This window comes from Agarivorans sp. DSG3-1 (genome assembly GCF_046774965.1).
In the GTDB taxonomy this organism is placed as follows: Bacteria; Pseudomonadota; Gammaproteobacteria; order Enterobacterales; family Celerinatantimonadaceae; genus Agarivorans.
On record NZ_CP177241.1, the window covers coordinates 4,648,784 to 4,670,195 of the forward strand.

15 protein-coding genes are annotated in these 21,412 nt (G+C 38.3%); 7 read left to right on the forward strand and 8 right to left on the reverse strand.

The features are described 5' to 3' along the window. Window positions 1-275: 275 nt before the first annotated feature. Window positions 276-5,999 (reverse strand): ATP-binding protein, encoded by a 5,724-nt coding sequence (locus tag ACLD71_RS21610; RefSeq protein WP_411992077.1) that lies wholly within the window; start codon window positions 5,997-5,999, stop codon window positions 276-278. 366 nt (window positions 6,000-6,365) lie between these two features. Here ACLD71_RS21610 and ACLD71_RS21615 point away from each other — a divergent pair, with 366 nt between their 5' ends. Further along, window positions 6,366-7,145 carry a metallophosphoesterase family protein gene (locus ACLD71_RS21615; protein WP_411992079.1) on the forward strand — a complete coding sequence of 260 codons (780 nt, stop codon included), beginning with the start codon at window positions 6,366-6,368 and terminating at the stop codon, window positions 7,143-7,145. A 137-nt stretch (window positions 7,146-7,282) separates the two neighbouring features. Here ACLD71_RS21615 and ACLD71_RS21620 read toward each other — a convergent pair whose 3' ends face one another. The 3 genes from ACLD71_RS21620 to ACLD71_RS21630 all read right to left on the reverse strand — a co-directional run bounded on the left by ACLD71_RS21620 (window position 7,283) and on the right by ACLD71_RS21630 (window position 11,082). Continuing rightward, the gene (locus ACLD71_RS21620) at window positions 7,283-7,597 is read right to left on the reverse strand and encodes a hypothetical protein (RefSeq protein ID WP_411992081.1); all 315 of its coding nucleotides are present in this window, start codon (window positions 7,595-7,597) and stop codon (window positions 7,283-7,285) included. A gap of 152 nt (window positions 7,598-7,749) precedes the next feature. Beyond that, window positions 7,750-8,115, reverse strand: a complete 366-nt coding sequence (locus ACLD71_RS21625; RefSeq protein WP_411992082.1) for a hypothetical protein — start codon at window positions 8,113-8,115, stop codon at window positions 7,750-7,752. Between the two features lie 117 nt (window positions 8,116-8,232). Further along, window positions 8,233-11,082: a UvrD-helicase domain-containing protein gene (locus ACLD71_RS21630; RefSeq protein WP_411992084.1), complete on the reverse strand. Its 2,850-nt coding sequence runs from the start codon at window positions 11,080-11,082 to the stop codon at window positions 8,233-8,235. Between the two features lie 1,162 nt (window positions 11,083-12,244). On the opposite strand from ACLD71_RS21630, the gene ACLD71_RS21635 reads away from it, so the two are divergent. After that, entirely contained in the window at window positions 12,245-12,802 is a 558-nt protein-coding gene (locus tag ACLD71_RS21635; protein ID WP_411992086.1) for an HAD family hydrolase, read from the forward strand. 4 nt (window positions 12,803-12,806) lie between these two features. Here the strand turns inward: ACLD71_RS21635 and ACLD71_RS21640 are convergent, their stop codons facing one another. The 4 genes from ACLD71_RS21640 to ACLD71_RS21655 all read right to left on the reverse strand — a co-directional run bounded on the left by ACLD71_RS21640 (window position 12,807) and on the right by ACLD71_RS21655 (window position 16,133). Then, the gene (locus tag ACLD71_RS21640; RefSeq protein WP_411992088.1) at window positions 12,807-14,057 is read right to left on the reverse strand and encodes a hypothetical protein; all 1,251 of its coding nucleotides are present in this window, start codon (window positions 14,055-14,057) and stop codon (window positions 12,807-12,809) included. A gap of 139 nt (window positions 14,058-14,196) precedes the next feature. Then, entirely contained in the window at window positions 14,197-14,577 is a 381-nt protein-coding gene (locus ACLD71_RS21645) for a hypothetical protein (protein WP_411992090.1), read from the reverse strand. A gap of 42 nt (window positions 14,578-14,619) precedes the next feature. After that, entirely contained in the window at window positions 14,620-15,015 is a 396-nt protein-coding gene (locus tag ACLD71_RS21650; protein ID WP_411992091.1) for a hypothetical protein, read from the reverse strand. Window positions 15,016-15,050: 35 nt separating this feature from the next. Next, on the reverse strand, window positions 15,051-16,133 hold the full coding sequence (locus ACLD71_RS21655; RefSeq protein WP_411992093.1) for a DUF6765 family protein: 1,083 nt from the start codon (window positions 16,131-16,133) through the stop codon (window positions 15,051-15,053). A 186-nt stretch (window positions 16,134-16,319) separates the two neighbouring features. On the opposite strand from ACLD71_RS21655, the gene ACLD71_RS21660 reads away from it, so the two are divergent. From ACLD71_RS21660 to ACLD71_RS21680, 5 genes are all read left to right on the forward strand, one after another. Continuing rightward, window positions 16,320-17,165 (forward strand): DNA/RNA non-specific endonuclease, encoded by an 846-nt coding sequence (locus ACLD71_RS21660; RefSeq protein ID WP_411992095.1) that lies wholly within the window; start codon window positions 16,320-16,322, stop codon window positions 17,163-17,165. Beyond that, a complete protein-coding gene (locus ACLD71_RS21665) occupies window positions 17,162-17,836 on the forward strand; it encodes a hypothetical protein (RefSeq protein WP_411992097.1) in 675 nt (224 codons plus the stop codon). The genes ACLD71_RS21660 and ACLD71_RS21665 overlap by 4 nt, the downstream gene beginning before the upstream one ends. Window positions 17,837-17,911: 75 nt before the next feature. Next, window positions 17,912-18,991 (forward strand): hypothetical protein, encoded by a 1,080-nt coding sequence (locus ACLD71_RS21670; RefSeq protein ID WP_411992099.1) that lies wholly within the window; start codon window positions 17,912-17,914, stop codon window positions 18,989-18,991. Between the two features lie 2 nt (window positions 18,992-18,993). Further along, window positions 18,994-20,037, forward strand: coding sequence for a hypothetical protein (locus ACLD71_RS21675; RefSeq protein WP_411992101.1), 1,044 nt, complete (start codon window positions 18,994-18,996; stop codon window positions 20,035-20,037). Window positions 20,038-20,753: 716 nt separating this feature from the next. Then, window positions 20,754-21,011, forward strand: coding sequence for a hypothetical protein (locus ACLD71_RS21680; protein WP_411992102.1), 258 nt, complete (start codon window positions 20,754-20,756; stop codon window positions 21,009-21,011). Window positions 21,012-21,412 lie beyond the last annotated feature (401 nt).

Below are 21,412 nucleotides of genomic sequence, written 5' to 3' on the forward strand. Positions count from 1 at the left end.
TCGCAAGTTAATTTTTGTGCAGATGAATAGCATTTATTGTGCCGACATATAAGCACTGAGATGTATTAAGATAAGTATGGCAGATATATGACCGCGAATGTGACATTTTCCACTAGTTACACGTATTAGAACACTACCTAGTTAGAAAGTGCTCACTGTGAAGGTTCTGGACAAAAACAGCTTAAGGTGATTATATTAATCAATGGTAATACTCATTAGATTTTATAGGGGAAACGAGAAAACTTAGCTGATTACCTCGCCCCGATTAACATTAGCTAGTAACGGTCAAGACTAAAATTATATTCATCAATATTGAAATCATCATAGTGATTTTCTCGAGTTAAAACTGATACAGAACAGAGATAAATATCTGGCTTATCTTGTAACTCTCTTTCTAACCATGCATTATTATTGTGATCGAATATGGTACACGTGCCATATAGTGATTTGATTTTTTGGGGGTGAGATAAAGAATGTACTGAAGGCCAAAATATAGATTCTGCAATCTGTTTCTCACCCAAAAAAAGTGATGTTTGAAAAGCATTATGTTTAGCGATGATTTTTTCATCAGTAAGCGGTATATACAGCCCTCTCGATTCAAGATCAATTTGCCAATACCCTATCCTTCTAAGAGGATGAATAGTACCAAATAATGGGTGGCAGTTATCATACTTACTGTAAGAGCTAAGTTTGGTCTTAAATTGTAAATCAGTCCTTAGTTTATCTCCAAAACTAAATCCAATATCACCACGTGATATATTGAAATCCACATCATATTGATTTGTTTTTTTCGCTAAAAGAATCGTTATATCGATCCACTTGTTTGAATCAATCTTAAGAGGAAACGACAACGCCCCAAGATCCAAAACCTCACTATAATTAGTTATACAATTACCTAAATATTTACGTATATTACTTTCAGATACATCTTGACCAAACTCCCATTCAGGTAGCCAAACTGGCTTATTCTGAATAGATGATACATATACAGGCTCTACAGGAAAAGCAAGAGTAGAAACAGATTCTGAATAATCACGAGGCATGCCAAATACGTTTTCCGCTATATTTATAACATTGAGAAATGCTGACCGACCTCGATGACTATTACGAGTAAAAAAATTACCAGTACTTTTACGATCACTACTCAGGAAATAATCAATATTATCCCAACGAGGTCTTATTCGCTCACAACTGTTTATCCATTCTGAGTGATATAAAATCAAGAAAGGAATTCCAGTTTTTTCTTCTAGATTTTCTAATTCAGAATGGAAAGCTAGTGGTACTTCGGTTCCTTGCGCTTTCTGAAAGCCAAAATCATTTGCATAATCATTAAAATCAGGTACGAGTTCTTTTGCATATTCACCATAGCCATCAATTTTTGACAGTATTACATCTAAAATCATATCTGAGAGTCTAGAGCGAGCTTTTATATAAAAAGCTATATTTTCTTTTGCTTCATAGCCTTTCTGCTTTGCCAACCAGAATACCACGAGTATTTCAACAACTTCTGATTCTAATAATTTTCTTGCTAATTCGGCAAGCAATAGCCTCTCGATGTTAACTGTATGAGTTTTGTCACAGAGTAAACCAGCTATTTGGCTAGCAACTTGGAGTTTAATTTTAGGTACAGGCCAGGCAATTCGACTAATCAATATATTTGCATTTTTTAAATCTTCGGATTCCCCAACCACCCATGACCAATTAGGTTGTACTAAAGGTAAATTAGCAGTTTCTTTTTCAATTTCACAAATCATTGATAAAGCTAATGAATTAGCTTCATCTACTCTTTTAGCTTCGGCTAAGAGGAATGCTAATGTTTTATTAGGGATGATTAAATTACCTACCTCTTTGCTCCAAGGATCAATCTGAGTGGTAGTTTTATACAAGAATTCATTAACTCTGCTTGGATAATGTTTAGCCACCTTTTTAAGTCTATCAAGTGAAGCTTCTGAAGTCTCATACCAAGAAGACCAACCTCGCATTTCGACTTGAGCTTTCACAAGTACGTTAAACGCTTTCCGAGGTCCATATATTTGTCTACAACTAACAAATAAAGGGTCTAGAAGATATTTAGAATTCCCTAGATCTAGCTCTTTTTCCAATAAAATAGAATATAGATGATTTACTAACTCTGACTCTTCTCCTCTAGTAAGCCAGAAGTTATACCACATTAAATAAAACTCTTTCGAAGGTCGGCAAGTTAACAGAATATCAAATTGGCTAGGAAGATAATCAGTAGGATTTAACTTACTTTCATCCTTCGCTACATCTTCTTCTTTAATTTCGTCTATGGAAATTTCAATACCAGAGCGGTTTAACTCGTCAATTATATTTTGAGCAGATAAATCCCCATCATCTGCTCGACTCGATATTATTTTCAACTGGTCATTCGTTAACCCAGTGAAAGAAAGTGCTTTCGCGAAAATTGATGAAAGATCTGTGTACTTCAAAAAGTATTCAAGAGAAGTATCTGCGTGATACCACTCTCCGTCATTAACTTCTTGATTGTATTTTGAAGCTATTGCAGAAATATTGTATTTAGCGCTAATCCTAGCAATATCAGATAAAGCAAACCGAGTATGGTCACCATCAGTAAACTCGCACACATTAAAGGCTAAAGGAGCTACCCGCTCTAATAAATTGACAGCCTTGTCAAGATCTCTATCCGCAATGTATTCTATAGCTTCTATAGTATCATTAATCGTCGTATCTTTATGGTGTACATAGCCTAATACGTAATCCCATGACAGCTTAGTGTGCCATTTCATCGAATCATAATTAGCATGACGTAAAGCAATTGAAGCTAGTTCCACATTTCTATTTGTTCTTGCATTCGTATCCTCTAATGTATGAGCTTGGTGAGTAATATCTTTTTCAATTAATAGATTTACAGCTTCATCAGTAAGTAAGCTGTCTCCACTCTCATAGTACCAAAGCCTAAACCATTCAATGTCTAATACATCAATTTCGAATGCATTTTTTAATATGGTATAATCAATCTTACTTCGACTGAACACTACTGCACAATTTGCTGCGATACGTATCCAATCTCGCTTAAATTTAATATCTTCTCGCCTTATGTTCCAATTTGTTGAGGTGCTTTCTTCTATAGCAGTGCTCATGAAACATAAGTCATCAAAAGTTACTTCTCTGTGTTCTATAAAAATCTCAAAGAAAATATCAGCAAAAATACAAAGCTGTTTGTAATATTTAGACAGATCAATTCGTTCATGTTCTACGTTTACAGAAAGCCAGCAGAAGTCACCACAGGCATTCAAGCGAACAAGTAAACTTTCATAAAACCACTCATCGTAAGAAACTTTAGGCGTTATACTCCCCCCCTCGACACTGTAGATTGTAGAGATTGGTAGTTGTTTAACTTTACCTACTTCCTTATATAAGATTGATAGATGACTATGTTTAAAATTATTAAATTCTTTCCAAGCTGTTAAATCTACCTCTTCCACAATACTTAACATGATCGTCGCAGTTTCGATTAAATATTTAGTTTTTTCATTGGTAACCTTACTATGCAACTTGATTAACAATCTTAAGTCACCCTTAATTTTTACAGCAGTAATAAACTCATTTATATATTCGGTAGGCCATTTAAGTATGTGTTCATTATTGCTTAACCATGCCCCATCAAAACACTCTGTTATCACAGATGCTCGAATAAGAAGTAAATCGTCAGAACGGCTATTACTTTGCATTCTCGAGCTATATATATCTAATTCACTGCGGTGACGACTAAGGGCTAGTTCAGCAATTTTTTTAGCATTATATTCATCCTCTCTATACCAAAGAGTAATTGCTAAGATAGACAGCATCTTAGGTGAATACTCAGCTTTCATTGCTATTAGTTCATTTATCAAATCCGAAGGAGCAGAAACTAAACTGCTTATCTTCAATTTTGATAAGTCCTCGAGCTGAAAATTTGGACCATTAATCAACCGCGTTTTTAAAGAACGATGGCTATAAGCTTCATCGAACTTAAACTCCATAAACGCATAATGCTCCGCGCATTCAAGTAACCTTAAAATACTACTGTCATCATAACCTTCAGATAATCGTTCAAGTACCCACGTTCTAGTTATGCCTTCTCTAAGAGGTATTTCGTCACCTAAACGTCCTTTACATAGCCAAAGCCAGCATGCATTAATATGTTCTGGAGCACTATTTTCAAGCCAATGACATACTTTGGGTAAGAGCTTATCAACTCTAGCTTCATGTTCAGCAACGGTTTTAACAAATACAATTAAACTTTCATGAAAAGGTCTCAAGCCAGATAATGAATCATGAAGTAAATGTACAACGCTATCAACACTAGGAGTGTTAAGAGGGTTCTCTTCCAACAGATCAGAAAATGAATTCTGTGGCCAAAGAAAATTAAAGTCACAGCATAAGTGTAAAATATCTTTTTGAGGACCATTCAATGTACGCCAAATCGATTTGTAATAAGTTTCAATTTTACCGTCTTCACATGGAGGAAGCTGTTCTATTGCATATTTAGAAAGCCCATTTCCTGACGAGATTAAATATTCACACGAATATATAACATGCAGTGGGTAACCATTTGTAATTGATGTGAGAGCTTCGGCAGATTCGTTTAAAACTTCACCTTTGATTTCCTCATGGAACGTTTGCTTAAGACGATTTGATTTTAATTGATATTCCAAATAGCATTTTATTGAATTACCTGTCATTGCAGGTAACTCATCCCATTCACTTTTTGGGCATTCTCTAATCAATGAATCTGGCAGCATGGCTTCATTTACAGGTTGCGTGCCTATAACTAAAACAACATTATCATGGGTGGGAATTAACTGATTGAATAACTCATCAAGTGGTTTTTTGTTTTTATTATTATCCCGCCACACATGATCTAAACCATCGATAATGACGACAAAAGGAGTTTTGCTTTTTTTGCTAAAATCGCCACATTCTTTTAACGATAAATTTAAATTTTCCGATTCACATTTATTTAAATCTCCAACATCATATTTACTCGTAATTTGAGTCATCAAATCTTCAGAAACTACCCTTGGACTTAAACGGTCATTGGTTCGATCGTCTAACGAAAGAAAATAGTGGTGTCTCACATATGGGATTTTATGCTCTTTTAATTCCTCACAGAAATAACTTAAATAAGTGCTTTTCCCCTTACCAGGGGAGCCTGTAAGTACATGTATATTCGATTCAAGTTGGATGATTTTTTGTAGAAAATATTGGTGAAAATCTTCATCCGGTAACACATAGTGCTCTGGAATAATAAAACTTTGAGGTATTGGTTCTGGACGTTTCGTAGATATCACGCCCCTTATATCTTCGAGCGTAATCCAACCACCTTCAGTCGGCTGATTTTTAAATTTAGACCAGTCCCTAGATTTATTAATTAGGCGGTGTACGCCAGCCTCATCGGTTAACTTTCTTAATGATTCTTCTATATCGATACTTAATGTTTTATAACTTAGGTCACTGTGATGCACGTCTAGAACAGAAAATAAGAGTCTAGCTTTTTCTTCACTACCAAGTTGCACTACTATTTCATCTTGTGTTTCTATTGGTATTAGATCGTAAAAAATTTTATTATCATTTAACGCACATTCAACGTTTCTTTCTGGTATTTTGTTCGTGAGTAAAATAACGTTTTCAGTGTTTTCAATTGAAATATCATCAATTGCATCTGAAAATTTTTGAAGTAAAGTACGTGACCTTTCCGTTTTTCCACTTTTTTTCAGTAACCACTCCCAAGAAAGCAGATTATTATCAGTATTTGGGGTGAATTTCACTTGTATATAATCACGCTTTAAATTTTGTCGCTCACAAACGATGTCATCAATACCTTGGGGAATACAGTCTTCATAGTCATCGACCTCGAAACCAATGCGCTTGTATCTAGTTGGAGAATTTAACCAACTAGCTAACAATTTAACACCATGTAGTGTTTGATATTCATATCCTGTATAGGTTATTGCGCTTGATTTGACCTCGAACATGCCACTTCCTAAGGTTTTACTGAAATTAATAAAAACATTATACATTGATTAATAGTCGTAAATAATCAAGGTAATACTGATGTTCCCTCGATTCTGTGAACACCTTACATACATGAGAAAAACTTGGTCAAATTGCGGCTTGTTGAAATAAGACATTAATCAGTCTAAACACAGAAAGGGGCAAAACTGAGTTACGGGTGACCCGTATTTTGAGAACCTTAAAGTATCTGGGATGCTCAGACCTCACAATTACGAGTAATTCGAGCTAAATTCGACTATAGATAACTCAAAAAATATACTTAAATCAAATAGGGAGTCGGTATTCCTATTTTCTCAACAGCCTGTTAGACATCAAAGAGAGAGAGCATGAAGTTTTTAGCTGTATCGGAAGCCCCATTTTATGAAATAAAATATAGATCGTCAGGGCGAGGAGGAGAAGTTCGTAATGTTGTACTTCCCTTCTATAAAGCGATAGTTGATCAGTTACCACAAGGAATTTCGTCTTTTGTTTTAACTTCTGACCTACAGGGCCGTGAACAAAATCAAAAAACAAATCGACTGATTGGAGAGCTAGTAGCGGAAGAGTTAAGTTTGTTATCAGATATGGGTGAAATACCTTCCATTAGCTTTGTCGCGTTAGCGGGCGATTTTTATGATCATCCGCAACTCCACAAAGTTGGCGGCACTGGCGACGTTGCAGGAGTTTGGAATGCATTCGCTAAAGAATTTCCGATTGTGGTTGGGGTGCTTGGAAACCACGATATCGTAGCGGAGTCGCACCTTGCATCGAATGCGATAGTACTGGACGGTAATAGTAAAAATTGTTTGGGAATTCGCATCGGCGGTGTTTCAGGTATTATCGGAAGCAGTGACAGAAATCAAAGAAAATCACAGCCGGAATTTATGAGAGCTTTAGCAAAAGTTACAAGTGTTAAGAACGATCTCATACTTCTACATCTCGGCCCAGAAGATACTGTAAATAGTCAGAAAGGCGACCCCGAAATCACAAACCACTTATTGACAAAAGATACAGGAATCGTTGCTTTCGGCCATCATCATTGGCGCAAACCGTTTATAGAGCTTGGTAAAAACCAAATGCTCAATGTCGACAAAAGGTTGTATCTAATAACCACAGCTAATGCCTAACAAGCAAACCTTACGCTTTGCAGCACTAATTCGTAAAGTGTCCAGGTTTCTCAGGCCTTACCAAACATCACCATGGAGCTAAATCTGGAAGCACAACGGTGCCAATGACATCACTTCCGGAACTTAACAACGGATGCCTAAAGCCGCTGTATTTTTTTTGACATAACCTTGAAAAACAATATAGCAACAACACATGCTGTTAGTACTAAGGCAACAATTCCCATTGTCATAGTTCCCCCGATAAACGCAAGTGTCGCACTCGTAGCCGCCGCTCCTGATAACGCTGCAATTGCAGTTCCCGTTGATGCGATACCGAACAAAGCCGCCAGCTTAAATACAGCAACACTCGCTAACCAGCCCACCGCAGTGGAAGTAACAAAAAGAAATGCTTTACGTAAAGGAAGTGTTTTAGGTGAATCATTGTTCGAATTGCGAACAGGTTGTTTACTCATATAGGGTACTCTTTAACGTTTGCTCTTCATGCCTGTGTTTATATCATTAGCATTTATCGATTTTTATATCGGATAGTACTCGTCTTCATTTGTTCATCTATGTAATGTCTCGTTCAGCTTAAGGCACAGAGATTAGTGGCTGAGTCTGAACATTAGTAGTCATCTCCGTCATTCCCCATTTCAGCAGAGTAGTCACAGAGATTTGCATCAGTCATAGTATTGCCACCTGCATAGCTTTCTAAACCGCTGTCTCCATAATCAACATAGCTTGATTCATATGGATAAGCTTCTTCATGAGAGGGAGAAGGTAAGTAAACACCCGTGGCCTTATTGATTATCATAAAATCAATGTATCGATTGCCCCCACGGTCATCGATAAAATGAAACTGTGGGGTAACATCATCAGGAGAAATCTCTGGTATTTGACTTAAGACAGCACCAACAAAAGCCTCTTCATAGCCAGCTACATGTTTAATTTTATCTCGATGCTGTTCTTTCCAGCTCGACCAGCAGTTCATTACCAAAGGTTTCTAAGAAAAGCCAGCATTATACACCATCAAACAACAAGTCTGCCAACGTATACATCGTATAACCAAAATGAATCGAGATTATAAATTACCATATAAAATAGCGGATTAGGGTTTAACAGTATTTTTGCACTGGTCATTTTCTATTCCATAACCTGAGCATCCCCAGAACTCCCCGTACTTTCCGGTTCGCTTTTTCATCGGCCTGCCGCACTTTTCACAAATTTTAAAGGTATGTCCACAGTCTTGATTATTACAGTCACTGGAAAAGCGCTTATCTATAGAAGGCGCTCCACAATCAGAGCAAACACGGGCCTTTCCAACTTTGCAGCCTCGCCCTGTACTGCATGAATAGAACGCACCAAATTTACCGTTAATCAGCTTTAGGTAACCTTCTTCGCAATTTGGGCATTTGAAGATTTTACGGTAGCGCTCTTGAAACGCTTTAGAGTGAATATTGACTTCGTACTTAGGCGCGAGCAATTCGGTGATAAACGCGGATGGTGAACTAGGGTCACCGATGATGTAAGATTTTTTCTTCGCCCTCGTTAATCCCACATAAAGCAGACGCCGCTCCTCAGAATGCGGGTAGTCATCTAAAGTTGGCAACAAAGCTTCGACTACTGCCTGGTCTTTATTTTCATTGGGGAAACCTAACTTCCCTTGTGAAAACCCAATCAAAATACAGTAGTCCGCCTCAAGACCTTTGGATTTATGAAAACTCCAAAACGCCACATTTTCATCGAGGTGAGACTGTTTTAGTGCTTCTCGAGACTCGTTGAGTAGATAGTTGTATCGACCAATCACCGCGATTGACGCATCACTCTCTTGGGATCTTATTTTAGCGACAACTTCAGTAACGCGTTCATATAAACCATTTGCCACACCGACTTTATCATCAAGCAAATAGACTTGAGAGCTATCGACCTGAGTGTGTGTTTCTATATGCTTTTTATACTGCTCAGGGTTTTCCATGATGAATAGCCCTGCGGTATCAGCAATGCTGTTGTTGTAGCGAAACGTTTTTTGTAGTTTGGATGAAGTATATTCACCCACTAACTCTTCAAAGCGCGTGGTGAGCTCTAGCTTACCACCGGAAAATCGGTAGATAGATTGCCAATCATCTCCAACCACAGTGAGTGAAGGAGATGGCCCTTGCTCAACAATCGATTTAACTAACTCCATTCGAGAAGCGGAGATATCTTGAAATTCATCAACCAGCAAGTAACGCCAAGTTGGGCGGTACATATGGCTATTGAGCGCACTGATACTGCGGATAATCATGTCGTCAAAATCAATCGCGTCTTGACGCTCTAGCTCTTGAACATACGCATCTTGCAGGGCACTGAGTAAGGAGGTGTATTTATGTGGCTGAGAGACGCCAGCGCTTTGTAATCGAGCGAGTATCCCCTCTTCATCTAGACGTTCTACGCGAATAGCGCTTAAAGCTTTATGTAGCAAATCACTCCAATCAGAAATCTTACCTTCGCTTTTAAGCTGACTTAACAATTCATCGGCATCGATAGGACTGAACTCGACACCTAAGTCTTTCAGCTGAGCTTCCAATCCCGCCGTTAAGGTTTCCTCAACCCACTCATAATGATAGGTTTCAACTAAGGTGGTTTCACACTCTAAATGCAGTGCGCGTTTGCTTTCCATCTCTTCGTTGTATTTCTCCGCGTCGATATCTGCACGAGTGCCACCCTGCCTATCCACACCGAAGTGTTCGATGTAGATATCCGTGCCATTGATATGAAAGTCGGGCGTATAATCAAACCCCACTTCTATTCTACGCTTAGTGACATAACGGGCTTCGTAGGTATAAGGCACACCATTTAGGTACAAGAAATTTGCAATAACCAACTCCTGATAGCCTTTAACCAACTCCCCCGACAAGGTCCGTAATTCGTTGTCTCTTACATAGGCTTCATATTCTGCCTGGGTGTTGATATTAAACGGGTCAGTCGGCTCAGGAGATAGACTAATAAAATCCACCAACCTTCCCAAATCAGAGGAAAGGTAGTTCACGAGCCAATCTGTTAACCATTGCTTGAGCTTAAGCTCATCCTCAACAAACACACTCAAGTAAGTCGATATCTTGGACTCCTTCAGTATTTCACGGCCTAGAGAGTGAAAAGTAGAAATATGGGGGGAGCTCTCTAACGCAATACCACTTCGTTGCGCCTTATCAGCCAGCCGTTCTTTTAACTCATTTGCCGCTGCTTTGTTGTAGGCCAATATTAGAATGTCGCTCGGTTTAGCCAGTTCACGGTCAATTAAATCAAGTGCCTTTGCCACCATCACAGAAGTTTTACCTGTACCGGCAGCAGCTAATACCATATTCAAATCATTCGAGCGTAACACCCCCAACCGTTGCTCATGCGTGAGAGGGTTTGATTCAACACAATCAAAGAAGTCTGAGCGCTTATCTAGTTGGACTTTCTCATGATGAGCCTGAAGTTGACTGAGCTTTAATGGATAGAAACCAACAATATCCCGAATACGGCGCGTTAAGTCGGAGTCAATATACTTATCCCAGAAGCGTTTCTGATTTACCCAACCTTTTTTTAGGTTGGTGATAATAGCTGTTAATTCTTCTAGCCGAGATTGCCTGGGATACTCATGTATGACCCACTGCTCAAATCGGCTGGTATTCTTAGAAAGGTAGCGACTAACTTGAACAGCGATTAGCTCATTCAATGTATCAACGAAGTCATCAATGCCTGCGTTCTTCAAAAAGCGGTAAGTATGGGTGTCACCATCGATATCAAAGGACAGTTCAGCACCAAACCAATACCTTTTTATACTGAAGAACTCAGAGAGCTCAGATAATGAAACCACTTTGGTATTCGCCCGCTCCGTCACGAGCTCTAGAGATGAGCTATCGAACGTCAATCCGGACGAGCCGAGCAGTCGCCCTATTAAGTTAGTTTTTAATACCTTGAGGTTTTGTGACATGAATTATTCTTAAACGATGGGTGTTCAATACAAGAAGTAAAAAGATATCGCGACTTGTGGCTGTGCTGAGTCTGTATACAGGCTGCGTTTACTTTTGGGTTATACCTGTTATCACATAGAATATATCAACACCATTATCGTTAAGTGATCTCAGATAATCGATGTCTGGTTTTCTATGTTCTTTTTCATAATGCGACTGACAGTTTTTTTTAACGCCTCCTAGTGAAGAGAACTCAGTCTGGTTCATACTCATACTTTGCCTAAGTTCTCGTAACCTTTTGCCATACCCCATATATATTCCTCGTAACATAGCTCTTTTTATCAGGTTGAAAAGTATTTCAATGGGATAGTCTGCTGCGTTTTTACAGACAACAAATACCTTGTAACCAACTAATTTAATGAAACAAAATAATCATAGTTGATAAAAAACATTTATGTAGCCACGGTCCAAGCAATGCGTACCAATAAATAGATTTCATCAACTCGAACTACAACACTATAAAAAACCTTTCGTATAAACTTTTAGCCGCTAGCAGGTTACTCAATGATGGTCGGATTGCATTTATGCCCATAATAGGCCATGGTCAAAAAACAAACATTGTCATATCCGATGCCCATGAGCATTATCGAGTAAAGGTTCAAACACTTGAAACCAATGACGACAATTATAATTAGAAGTTAAGCCGCCTAGCTTCATAGGCTAGAATATTGGCTAACCTCGGAGTAGCCGGTTGGTCAGTGCAGATTCCCTTACCCAACCTAGAATAAACCCTTGAGTAATCGCAAACATCAGACGAAGCTATGCCGTCCAACTCACGAACTGAATAAAGTAATTGAATACTAGTTCCTAACTTTTCGAATGCAGGGCGAAGAACTTCCAAAATCTGACCCAATGACAGCTGATAAGTTTCTTTTGTATATCTGGCACTTGGTAAGGCCTGAGAATCTTAGCCACTTTCTAGGTTCTCAAACAACTGTTGTTTACATCCCGTAACTCGACATTGGATAATTTCGAGTTACATGTAAACTGTGTTTTTGAGAGCTTAAAAAGTATCCCGGATTCTCAGGCATTACTAGTTCAATATCATTAAATCTAGTTATTCAGCAACTTATTGTTATACACTATGTAATCACTAAATTGAGTTTCGACTTTAGGCATTAAATGCAATTCGATTTATCCGACATTCAGTTATGTATTTTCGATCTCGATGGCACTTTAGTAAACAGTGCCACTGATGAAATACCATTTTTCTTTGAAAAACTATCGAAAAGACTCGATAAATCGATAGCTAAAAACTTCACTCACTATCCTCATAGAACTTTTGCTTCAGCTATAAATAATGTAACTCCTGAACATAGAAGAACAGAGCTTTATGACCTTATTGAAAAAGAAATGAATAATTTTGCTCGTTCACGCTTATGGAGCCCGTTAAAAATGGGGAATGAGCTCTTTAAACAAGTATCTAAACATAATATTAACTGGCGTGTAGTTACTGGAAATTTTAAGTCCGCATCTCTCACTAAAGCATCGATGGCCGGACTAGAGTTACCAATTGAAGCTGTTTATGCCACAGATGTTAAAAGCGAATCTAAAGCTAAGCTAATCAAATATTTAATGAAAGAAAGCCATTGTCTACCACACCAAGTTTTAAGCATTGGCGACAGTTCATATGACAAAGCCACGGCGAAACAACTTGGACTAAATTTCTTTCAAGTCTAAACATTCAGTTTAAGAGAGCTTTGAAGTCACCACCTAATTTAATGAACAACCTATCAATTATTTGCTTGTGTTCAGATTTGTCTTTAGACAAATAGTGAATAAGCTCTTGAGTTAACAAGTAACATTCTGGGTTTTTTTTGAACTTCCGAATGTTTCTAGTTGCCTTAATGAACTCGCCTACAGCCTTCAGACTACCTTGAGCAGATGTAAAATCCGTAAAGTCTACAGTGAACCGGCCAAATAAGCGCTTAGCTCCGTTACCATTAGTTAAAGACAGTATACTCGCTATATCCTTATATGCGTCATCAAGGTTATTACTCAGTCTAATTTTATCGCTATCACTATTTGAGAACCTTAAATCATTAAAATCGCATAGTACTTCGTCTCTATACCAACTTACTTTTTCTCTGATTTTCACAGCTCTAACAATTAAATCTTCTGCACTTTTTACATCATCAGCAAGAAGAAGATGTAATGCACTCGGTATATCTAATTCATATTGCTTACCAGAAAGCTTAAGTTCCTCCATTTCTTGATAAGGATCTTTATTAAGCTTATTCCTATACGTATCCATGAATGAATAAGCTGTATTTCTGTTTCCTTGAGCTCTTGATGCGGAGGGAGTAAATACAAGCTTTAAATCCTCCGCCAATAGAAGATTATACTTATTTCTAGCTAAGGCGATGAAGTGTAAAAGCTGCTTTTTTCCTACATTCTGCTTCTTAAAATTATGGCGGATAAGCTCCGTAAGCTGACTATCACAGAGCATTAAACCAACCATGTAGCTTATAGTATCGTCATTCAATGATTCTTCGATTTCGGAGCTGTGGCGAGTTAGCGAAACATCGGAAAGCAAGGTGTCGGAGAATATATCCACGCTGTTGTTTAGCATATCAAAATAGCCTGATGGAAAGCTGTCACGGGAAGCTTCTCCTAGCTCAGGGAAGTGAATGAGCCAATCATATTTAAGCTGATCAGCTATCCTATTTCTCTGCAATATTCGCTCACTTCCTAAAGGATATGAATAGCGCTCAACCACTCCTTTCGGTAAACCCAAAGCCTCAAGTTTCTCAATTACTTCAATAGTGCCACTGGTAATACTTTCCGGCCCTAGAATAGAAACAGTAATTGTTTCGCAAAACACAACCTGACTAAGGAAGTTAAGCAAATCAACAACATTCTTCGTGCTTTCTGGTTTGTTCCCAATCGCCTTGCCAATCGAATGAAAGCTAGTTATGTCCCTATAATGCTTCATTTTTTATCCTAATTTGATGCGAGCTAATATATTGACATATGTAATATTAAAAATAATAGTACTTCAGGCTAACTATCTTGCCTTAATTGATATGAATCAAAATGGCATTATGGTAATGCCTGAAAGGACCCGACACTTTTTATGGTCTTATCCGTGACTTGTACACGTATTGTAATCCAATGAGCATAGAAGCTACTACAGCCCAATAGAATGAACTCAATCCCATAAGCCCAATTGGAGAAAAGTCGATTACAAGTTCGTTATCTACTTGAAGTAAAATAATGAAATTATTTATTTTAATTAAATCCGATTGTCCTGAGTACAAGGCGGAAAAGTTGCCCATAGAAAATATTAAGTAACCAAACTGGACAGCCCTAAACTCGAGTTTCTTTTGAGTAATACGTTCCGTCCCTAAAGTAAATCCTAGAATGGCAATACTGACAGTACTAAAGTACCCCCAAACCAAATCGATTTGTGAATAATGAGTCTGATATATATGAATGGCATCTTTCAGTTCCATTTAATGCCTCCTAAAAACTAAAAGATATGGAAATCAGCTTAACTAAACACATTCATTTACCATCACTTTACAGAAAAGCACTACAAGGCCTATAGCGATCATTCCATAGAGAATGGAGAACAACCTAACAGCGCTAACCAAAAGGTAGGCATGTGGAGCACATGTTACTTTTAGTTTCTTCGTGCCAAGTTTTTTAAGGGCGTCGCGTAATTCTTGTGCTGGATTGATGCTTCTAAAATATAGATATGACAAACCTAATGAAAATACCAATGGCATCAATAAACCTAGTCCTAAGATTTTGTTTTGAGCGTCATTAAGGATATAAGCGGATAACCCTCCTATCGCAGCAAAAGAAAAAGCACCTAGATTTACCATAAGCCCTAAATACGATTTATATAAACTGGTTAAATGTTCATACTCTTGCCACCACTTATCCATACAATAGCCTCTAAGTTGAATTGTGCTTTGCGTAATTAGGCTATACAAATGCCATATTTAGGAAGTACATCCCGTACCATCTCAATACGAAATGTTTTTAACGCATCATGGAAACACTTCCAATCGGACTCAAGAAATTCCTCTTTAAATGTATACTGAACCAGACCAGCACTGCCATTGATGGGTTTAGCCTTCCCCCTTGCTAACTCCTTCCAGCTATTTTTTCCTTCCGGAATGAACTTCAATTCAACAGGGTCGAACCCAAACTTTCCCTGCTTTAACCACTTCAACCAAGTCTTATGCCGTTCATCACCCTTATCATCTTTAATTGTTCTAAATGCTTGTTCAATTTGATTAATCGACTTACTAGGCATATCAGGCTGAGCATCTAAATTCATAAGTAAATCGCTTTCTAAATAGCACTTGATAACTTTATACATCTTGTTAGCGGCCTCTAAGAAAATCTCCGTATTGTCTCTATTGACCCTTTCACCAAATCCGTTTTCGTAACTCCAAGATACGTAGGGCCGGTCAGGAAAAGACAACGCGGCTCCATGGCCTAGTGGTGAAACGGAAGATACAGCCCAAGACTTTAGCCCTTCCCACGCTCTATTTAGAAGACCTTGATCGTCACTTGAATCTAGGTCAGAGATCTCATTTACTTGATGAGTAATGCCTGCGAATCCTTGGTGTGCAAAAGTGTCGGCATAAACATGCATTGCTATACCCATTAGATGTAACCCAAAAGCCTTGTCACGATACTGTGCAACGGCTCTAAGCATGTCGCGTGCTACATAACTATCAGGTCGACAAATAAGCCTGTTAACAAAACTCCCATGAGCGGCCTCATCATGTTTCTTTCCATCATTGCCAGGTAAGAAGTGAAATGGGATCCACGCCAGATGATTAGATAGCTCAACACTATTGCGGTAATCCAGCATTTTATGAGCTGATGCGATGCGTTCAAACATTGCGCCGTTATCAAAAATAACAGGCTTTACATTCGTTGCTTCATCTACATATTGAGCGCTGTATGCAAGCTTTTCTGCATGGTTGTGTTCCATTCCAGCGACACGTGCTACAACATAAGTAAGCGTATGATGCCCATCAATTTGCATAGTGATTTCCTTATATTTTGGATTACATGTTGCTTCATAAAGCCCATAGAAAGCACAATTTGACATAGATCAATTGTTGACTTAGTTGTCATTTAAACTTGATAAAAACAGTATGGTGGTTAATATTTAAACAATCAAATTAACCTTAAATTATTTAAGGTTAATTTCAGATGCAAGGATGGCGGGATGACAATGGGAGACTTTATGAAGCTCTTTAACAAGCGAATCGCAAACCCTTTAGTTGTTGCGCTTTTAAGCTTTTATTTAAGTGATTCACTTGCCGCTTGCAAACTAAATAAACCTACTAGTGATTTTGCAACATGCAGCTACAAGCGGTTTACCACTATTGTCTCATGCGAAAACAAAGGAACCATACTCTCATATTTCCAGATAGGTGCTGATAAAGGAAACCAAGATACTAGTGCGAGAAACTACTTCCTAGACCCTAGTCCAGACATGGCAGCCTGCCAGCAAACATCAAGCAGTACATATGCCTCGGTGAAGCCCGGCTTCGATGTTGGCCATATGACACCAATTGATATTTTTGATGACGATGCTGAGTCAGCTAGACAAACAAATGTCATGACTAATTTACTTCCCCAAGAACAAAATTTTAATAGAACAGGCTTATGGCGTAAGACGGAAAAAATTGTCGACTGCATGAGAGATGAACCTGACTTAGGCACGTTAGTTGTAATGTCCGGAGCAATTTATGGAAACAACTACAACAACGACTACTTTAGTGAAAGTCATGGCTTACCGTTAACCCCTGATTATTTTTGGAAAGTCGTATATTCCGAGAAAGCACAAGTCTACGATGCTTGGATATTTGTCAATAAGCTTGATGCAAATAGTGAAAGCTTAGTAGACCACTCTAGGACCTTAGAATCACTAATCTTAGTTTTGAAAAATAACAATGCCCAAGTTTACGGTCCGGCTATAAAAGAACTAAAAAACATACAGTTGAGGTCTAAGGGCTTGTCTAAGACACAACTGTCTCTTGAATCTAAATGTTATAGGAGAAGGGGATGAGTCAAGATGAACCTAAAAGTCGAAAGCTTGTAATCTCCAAGACCCAAGAATTAATAAATCGTTCTGGACAGACGGTAAAACCAGTGACGTTAACTTCTGATGATTTTCACTCATGGTTAGATAGAAAAGCAGCATTGTTGATTTTCTTTTTATTGGCAATATTAGGGGGAGCATTAGCCAGTTGGACAGGTTTAGCGCAACCCAAGATAGCATTAGACCTAATTTCAGAACACCCCATTATTGGCGTGGTCATATACCTAAGCATTATGATCCCAATAATAGAGCGTGTAGCAGAAACTTACAGACTCAATTTTCGAAGTGCCGCAAAAGAGCGCAAAGCTGAACAACTAAAATATTACCTAGACCACTATCAAGGTAGTGATAAAGAGGAGCGAATAACCTCTAAGATGAAATCGCTCAAGATACATACAATTTCAACTCAAAGACGGATGTTACAAATCACCTTTACTACAGGGTTTATTCTGTCTTCTATCGGCGCATTAAGGCTTATCCCTTATTTCACAAACAATGAATATCCCGGTTCACTCTGGATGAGCGTTACGATAGATACCGCCGATATTTTACTTTGCTCAGTGTTGGTCGCTGGTGGTTCTAAGGGGTGGAACACTGTTAGCAAAGGCATATTGGATTTTTTTACAAAAAGACCATGAAGAGCAACAAATTCTACCAGCGTAATTACAAACTTTTTATAGAAGTCTACATAATTCATGGAAGGAATTAGCAAAATGAATAAACCACTAGTTGTTGTTGTGCACGGCATGGGCGAGCATACCGCTGAATCAGTAGTCTCTGAAGTATCCAATGCTTGCAACGTAGCCTTAAAAAGCTACAAAAGCCGAAACAACCCCGAGAAACTAATTACAGATTTCGTAGATATTCACGCCATTGCATACGACCATATATTTCAAAAAGAACGGGAAGATATAGGAAAAAATGCTGAGAAATTAGAGGCGTTAACCGCAGGGCTTGGTCTCCCAAAACAGTTCCTTGAAGTACTTGGCAACATTACTGAAGATAACTTTGTCACAACACACATTCTTGACCTTATTTTCTATGCTTCAACTCATGGCCCAATGGTTCAGTTAAGTGTTGCTGAGCAATTAGCCACGCTTCTAGCTAAATACCCAGGTCGAGACCTTCATATCATAGGTCACTCACTAGGGACTGCCGTTGTTAATGATACTATTCACAAGCTTTACAGCTCAGGCATCATTGGTTCAGATGGTCAAAAATACGCTCTTAGTAAACAGCTACACCCTATAAGCAGTTTGTGGATGTTTTCAAATGCCAGTCAGGCATACTTCGACTTTAACCCCTTTAGAAATATTGCCAACATTGCCCCCTACATATCTATCGCAAAACCATCTAAAGATATGTCAACAGCGGTACGCCTTTACTACAACATTATGCACAAATTTGATCCTCTAAACCTTTATCCATTTGAACCTAAAGCTGGAGATGGATGGATTTCAGTTCGAAATTACAAGAACTACTACCTATACCGAGAAACCGAGCACTTAGAACATGACCTGAACCCTCATAGCCTTAGTAATTATATTTTAGACCCACTCGTGAGAACGAGGTTTTTATCGAGAATCATTCCTGAGGGGGCATTTATTGCCTCTCAAGAAGATAAAGCATTAATAGCAAACCTCCCCATTACAGCACCGATACCAGATGAGGTTAGTGATGCTTTTTCTGCTATAAGAAGGCCTGAAAGCTTCAGTGAATGGATATCAAATTTAAAGGTAATCATTGAAGCGATCAAAGAAGGGTCAGACAGAATTAGTAGATTTGGAGGTTAGGCATGAAATGGTCAATAATTGGTATAACAACAGCTCTTTTTAGCTTCACCGCACTTGCAGAGACCTGTACAACCGAATCTATTTACGATCACTTCGATGAACTTAGGAAATCATCTGTAGCCTACGCCGTATCATTAGAAAAAGTAGATGACTCGACCACTCATCACTATATAGCTTGGTATAACGCCACTGAAGTCGCGGGATCGGAAGTCAGCTATGTGCTCAACGATGATAGGATTGGGTTACAAAGCAAAAAACTTGCAGCCACTGCCAAGCCAAACATAATCTCAGACACTTTCGTGCCGCAAATATTGTTTGATAGAAACATGAACGATGAATGGGAACTACAGTTCTTTGCCGGAAAGCAGGTAGCCCAAAATAATGAAGATATAATCACTATAAAGTCAAACGACGAAGTCGAAGAGAAGCTTACCAAAATTCTAAAATGCGATGCTACTGGTCTTCAATACTTATACATTGATACATGGGCTTCTTACTGGACGTTATACAAGTCAAAACTTGCAGAACTCAATGCCGCTGAAGTAGCAAAAGCGGCTATATCCGGTAGTAAGTTGTGGGACAAATACTATTATAAGTCGCGCTATATGTACCCCTGGGAAAAAGCGTTTTCATTAGTGATGAGTGAAAACGAACTCAACGACGGAAAGTTCAAATTACCACCTAAATATCAATATTTCTTACTCCGACCTTGGGCAGCATTAGAATATGTCGAAAATGCCGATGACGGAAGTCAGTTTAAAGGAACGATTACCTTTGAATGGGTAGGCATTAACAAATGGAATGGTTGCTTTGGTTCTGATATTGCCTGTGGCGTGTCACTTGTAAGCACTTATTCTGATAGGGCTGGAGCGGATGATTTTGGCCATGGTGTGATGCTTCATGTTGCGAATAAATACTCTTTTGGGGTGACAAGTAGAGATTCCAAAGCAGGTTTCTTTGTAACAGTAGACCTTCTTAAAGCATTCAACGATAAAGAAGATGAAGTGAAGTATTGGGTTGAAAAAGTAGATAAGTATTTGCCATAGCGATGGACATTAGGCCGCTCGATACTGATAGAGCGGTCTGCTTATACTGTCAAGGTCTCAAGCGCCATTGAAGATAAACATGGCTGAAATACTTAATACTCAGTCCGGTTTTCTAGTCTCATGGTTAACTCAACTGAACAGTTAGTTACCTTTGTCTTCAATTTGGAATATTTGCTCGATGTTATCGCATTCTTTTCAATCTTCACCAACTCCATATTGTGCTTTTCTGGAAAGAAGCCTTCGGGGAATCTCATATTGGTAAGATCTGAGAATCCTAGCCACTTTCTAGGTTCTCAAACAACTATTGAAAAGCACCATGGTTGAGCCAACTAAGCAAGTATATAAATCTGTTTAAGATGAATATTAAAATTATTCAAAAAATTTAGCCCCCCTCCCCATAAAGATAGCTTTTCAAAATCAGTGAAATAGACATGAATATTAGCAGCCATCAATATAAGCTGTTGTTTTATTAGCACTTTAGTATGGTTAAATTCATTGTTATTGCTATGCTACCCCCAAATTACAGCGCAGATCAAACAGAATGCACACAATATCTAGGGGCATAGAATATCTGCTTATAACTCTCAATTAGCACTAGTTCTTGAAGAATTGACAAGCACCAAATGAACTGAGGTCAAGTTGAGAAAAAATAGATAATTCTTTTACCAAAAATTACAAACTACCATTTAAATCAAAACTACAAAAAGGAATCAACTATGACAAAATCATATGAAACGGTATATAACCACCACATTCAACTCGCAAGAAAAGCAGCACGAGGGCAAACAGGATATGAACGAGCTAGAGTAATTTGGCAATACTTTGAAACTACAGAACACCCGCATCCATCTCATACCTTTCGACAAATGGCGATAAATCGCACAAGTGACAATCAGTTTCCGACTGATCTATTGCAAGCAATGGCTCACTTATGTGCGATAAATGAAGCGTACCCTAGTAGGGTTCAAGATTAACCGGTTTAAAAGTTGTAGTGTTCAAGTAAACTTGGGCTTCCCGTTTGTAAGTTCTAAAGCACTGTTGCTCAGCTTTCTAAAGTGAGCTTCCACCATTATCTTAGTGTTAGGCTATGCTGATTGTAATAGCCAACAATGTATTGAGTTATTGCATTTGCGGCCTTAGTGACGTTTTTATACCCAATTCTTGGCATTCAATCTATTTCGGAGCTACGTAAATACCTTTATATAGGGCTATTGACTCAGCAATTTACTGAGCGAATTCCAATCGGAACTTTGCTAATTATATTGCTCTTGTTCGCTTAGTCATAGGTTTCCCTACCTAGAGATAGAGATGATATCACCTCCAATTGGGTTGCCAAATTTATTGTGCAACTACAACAAAGTTGTTTTGATGAAAT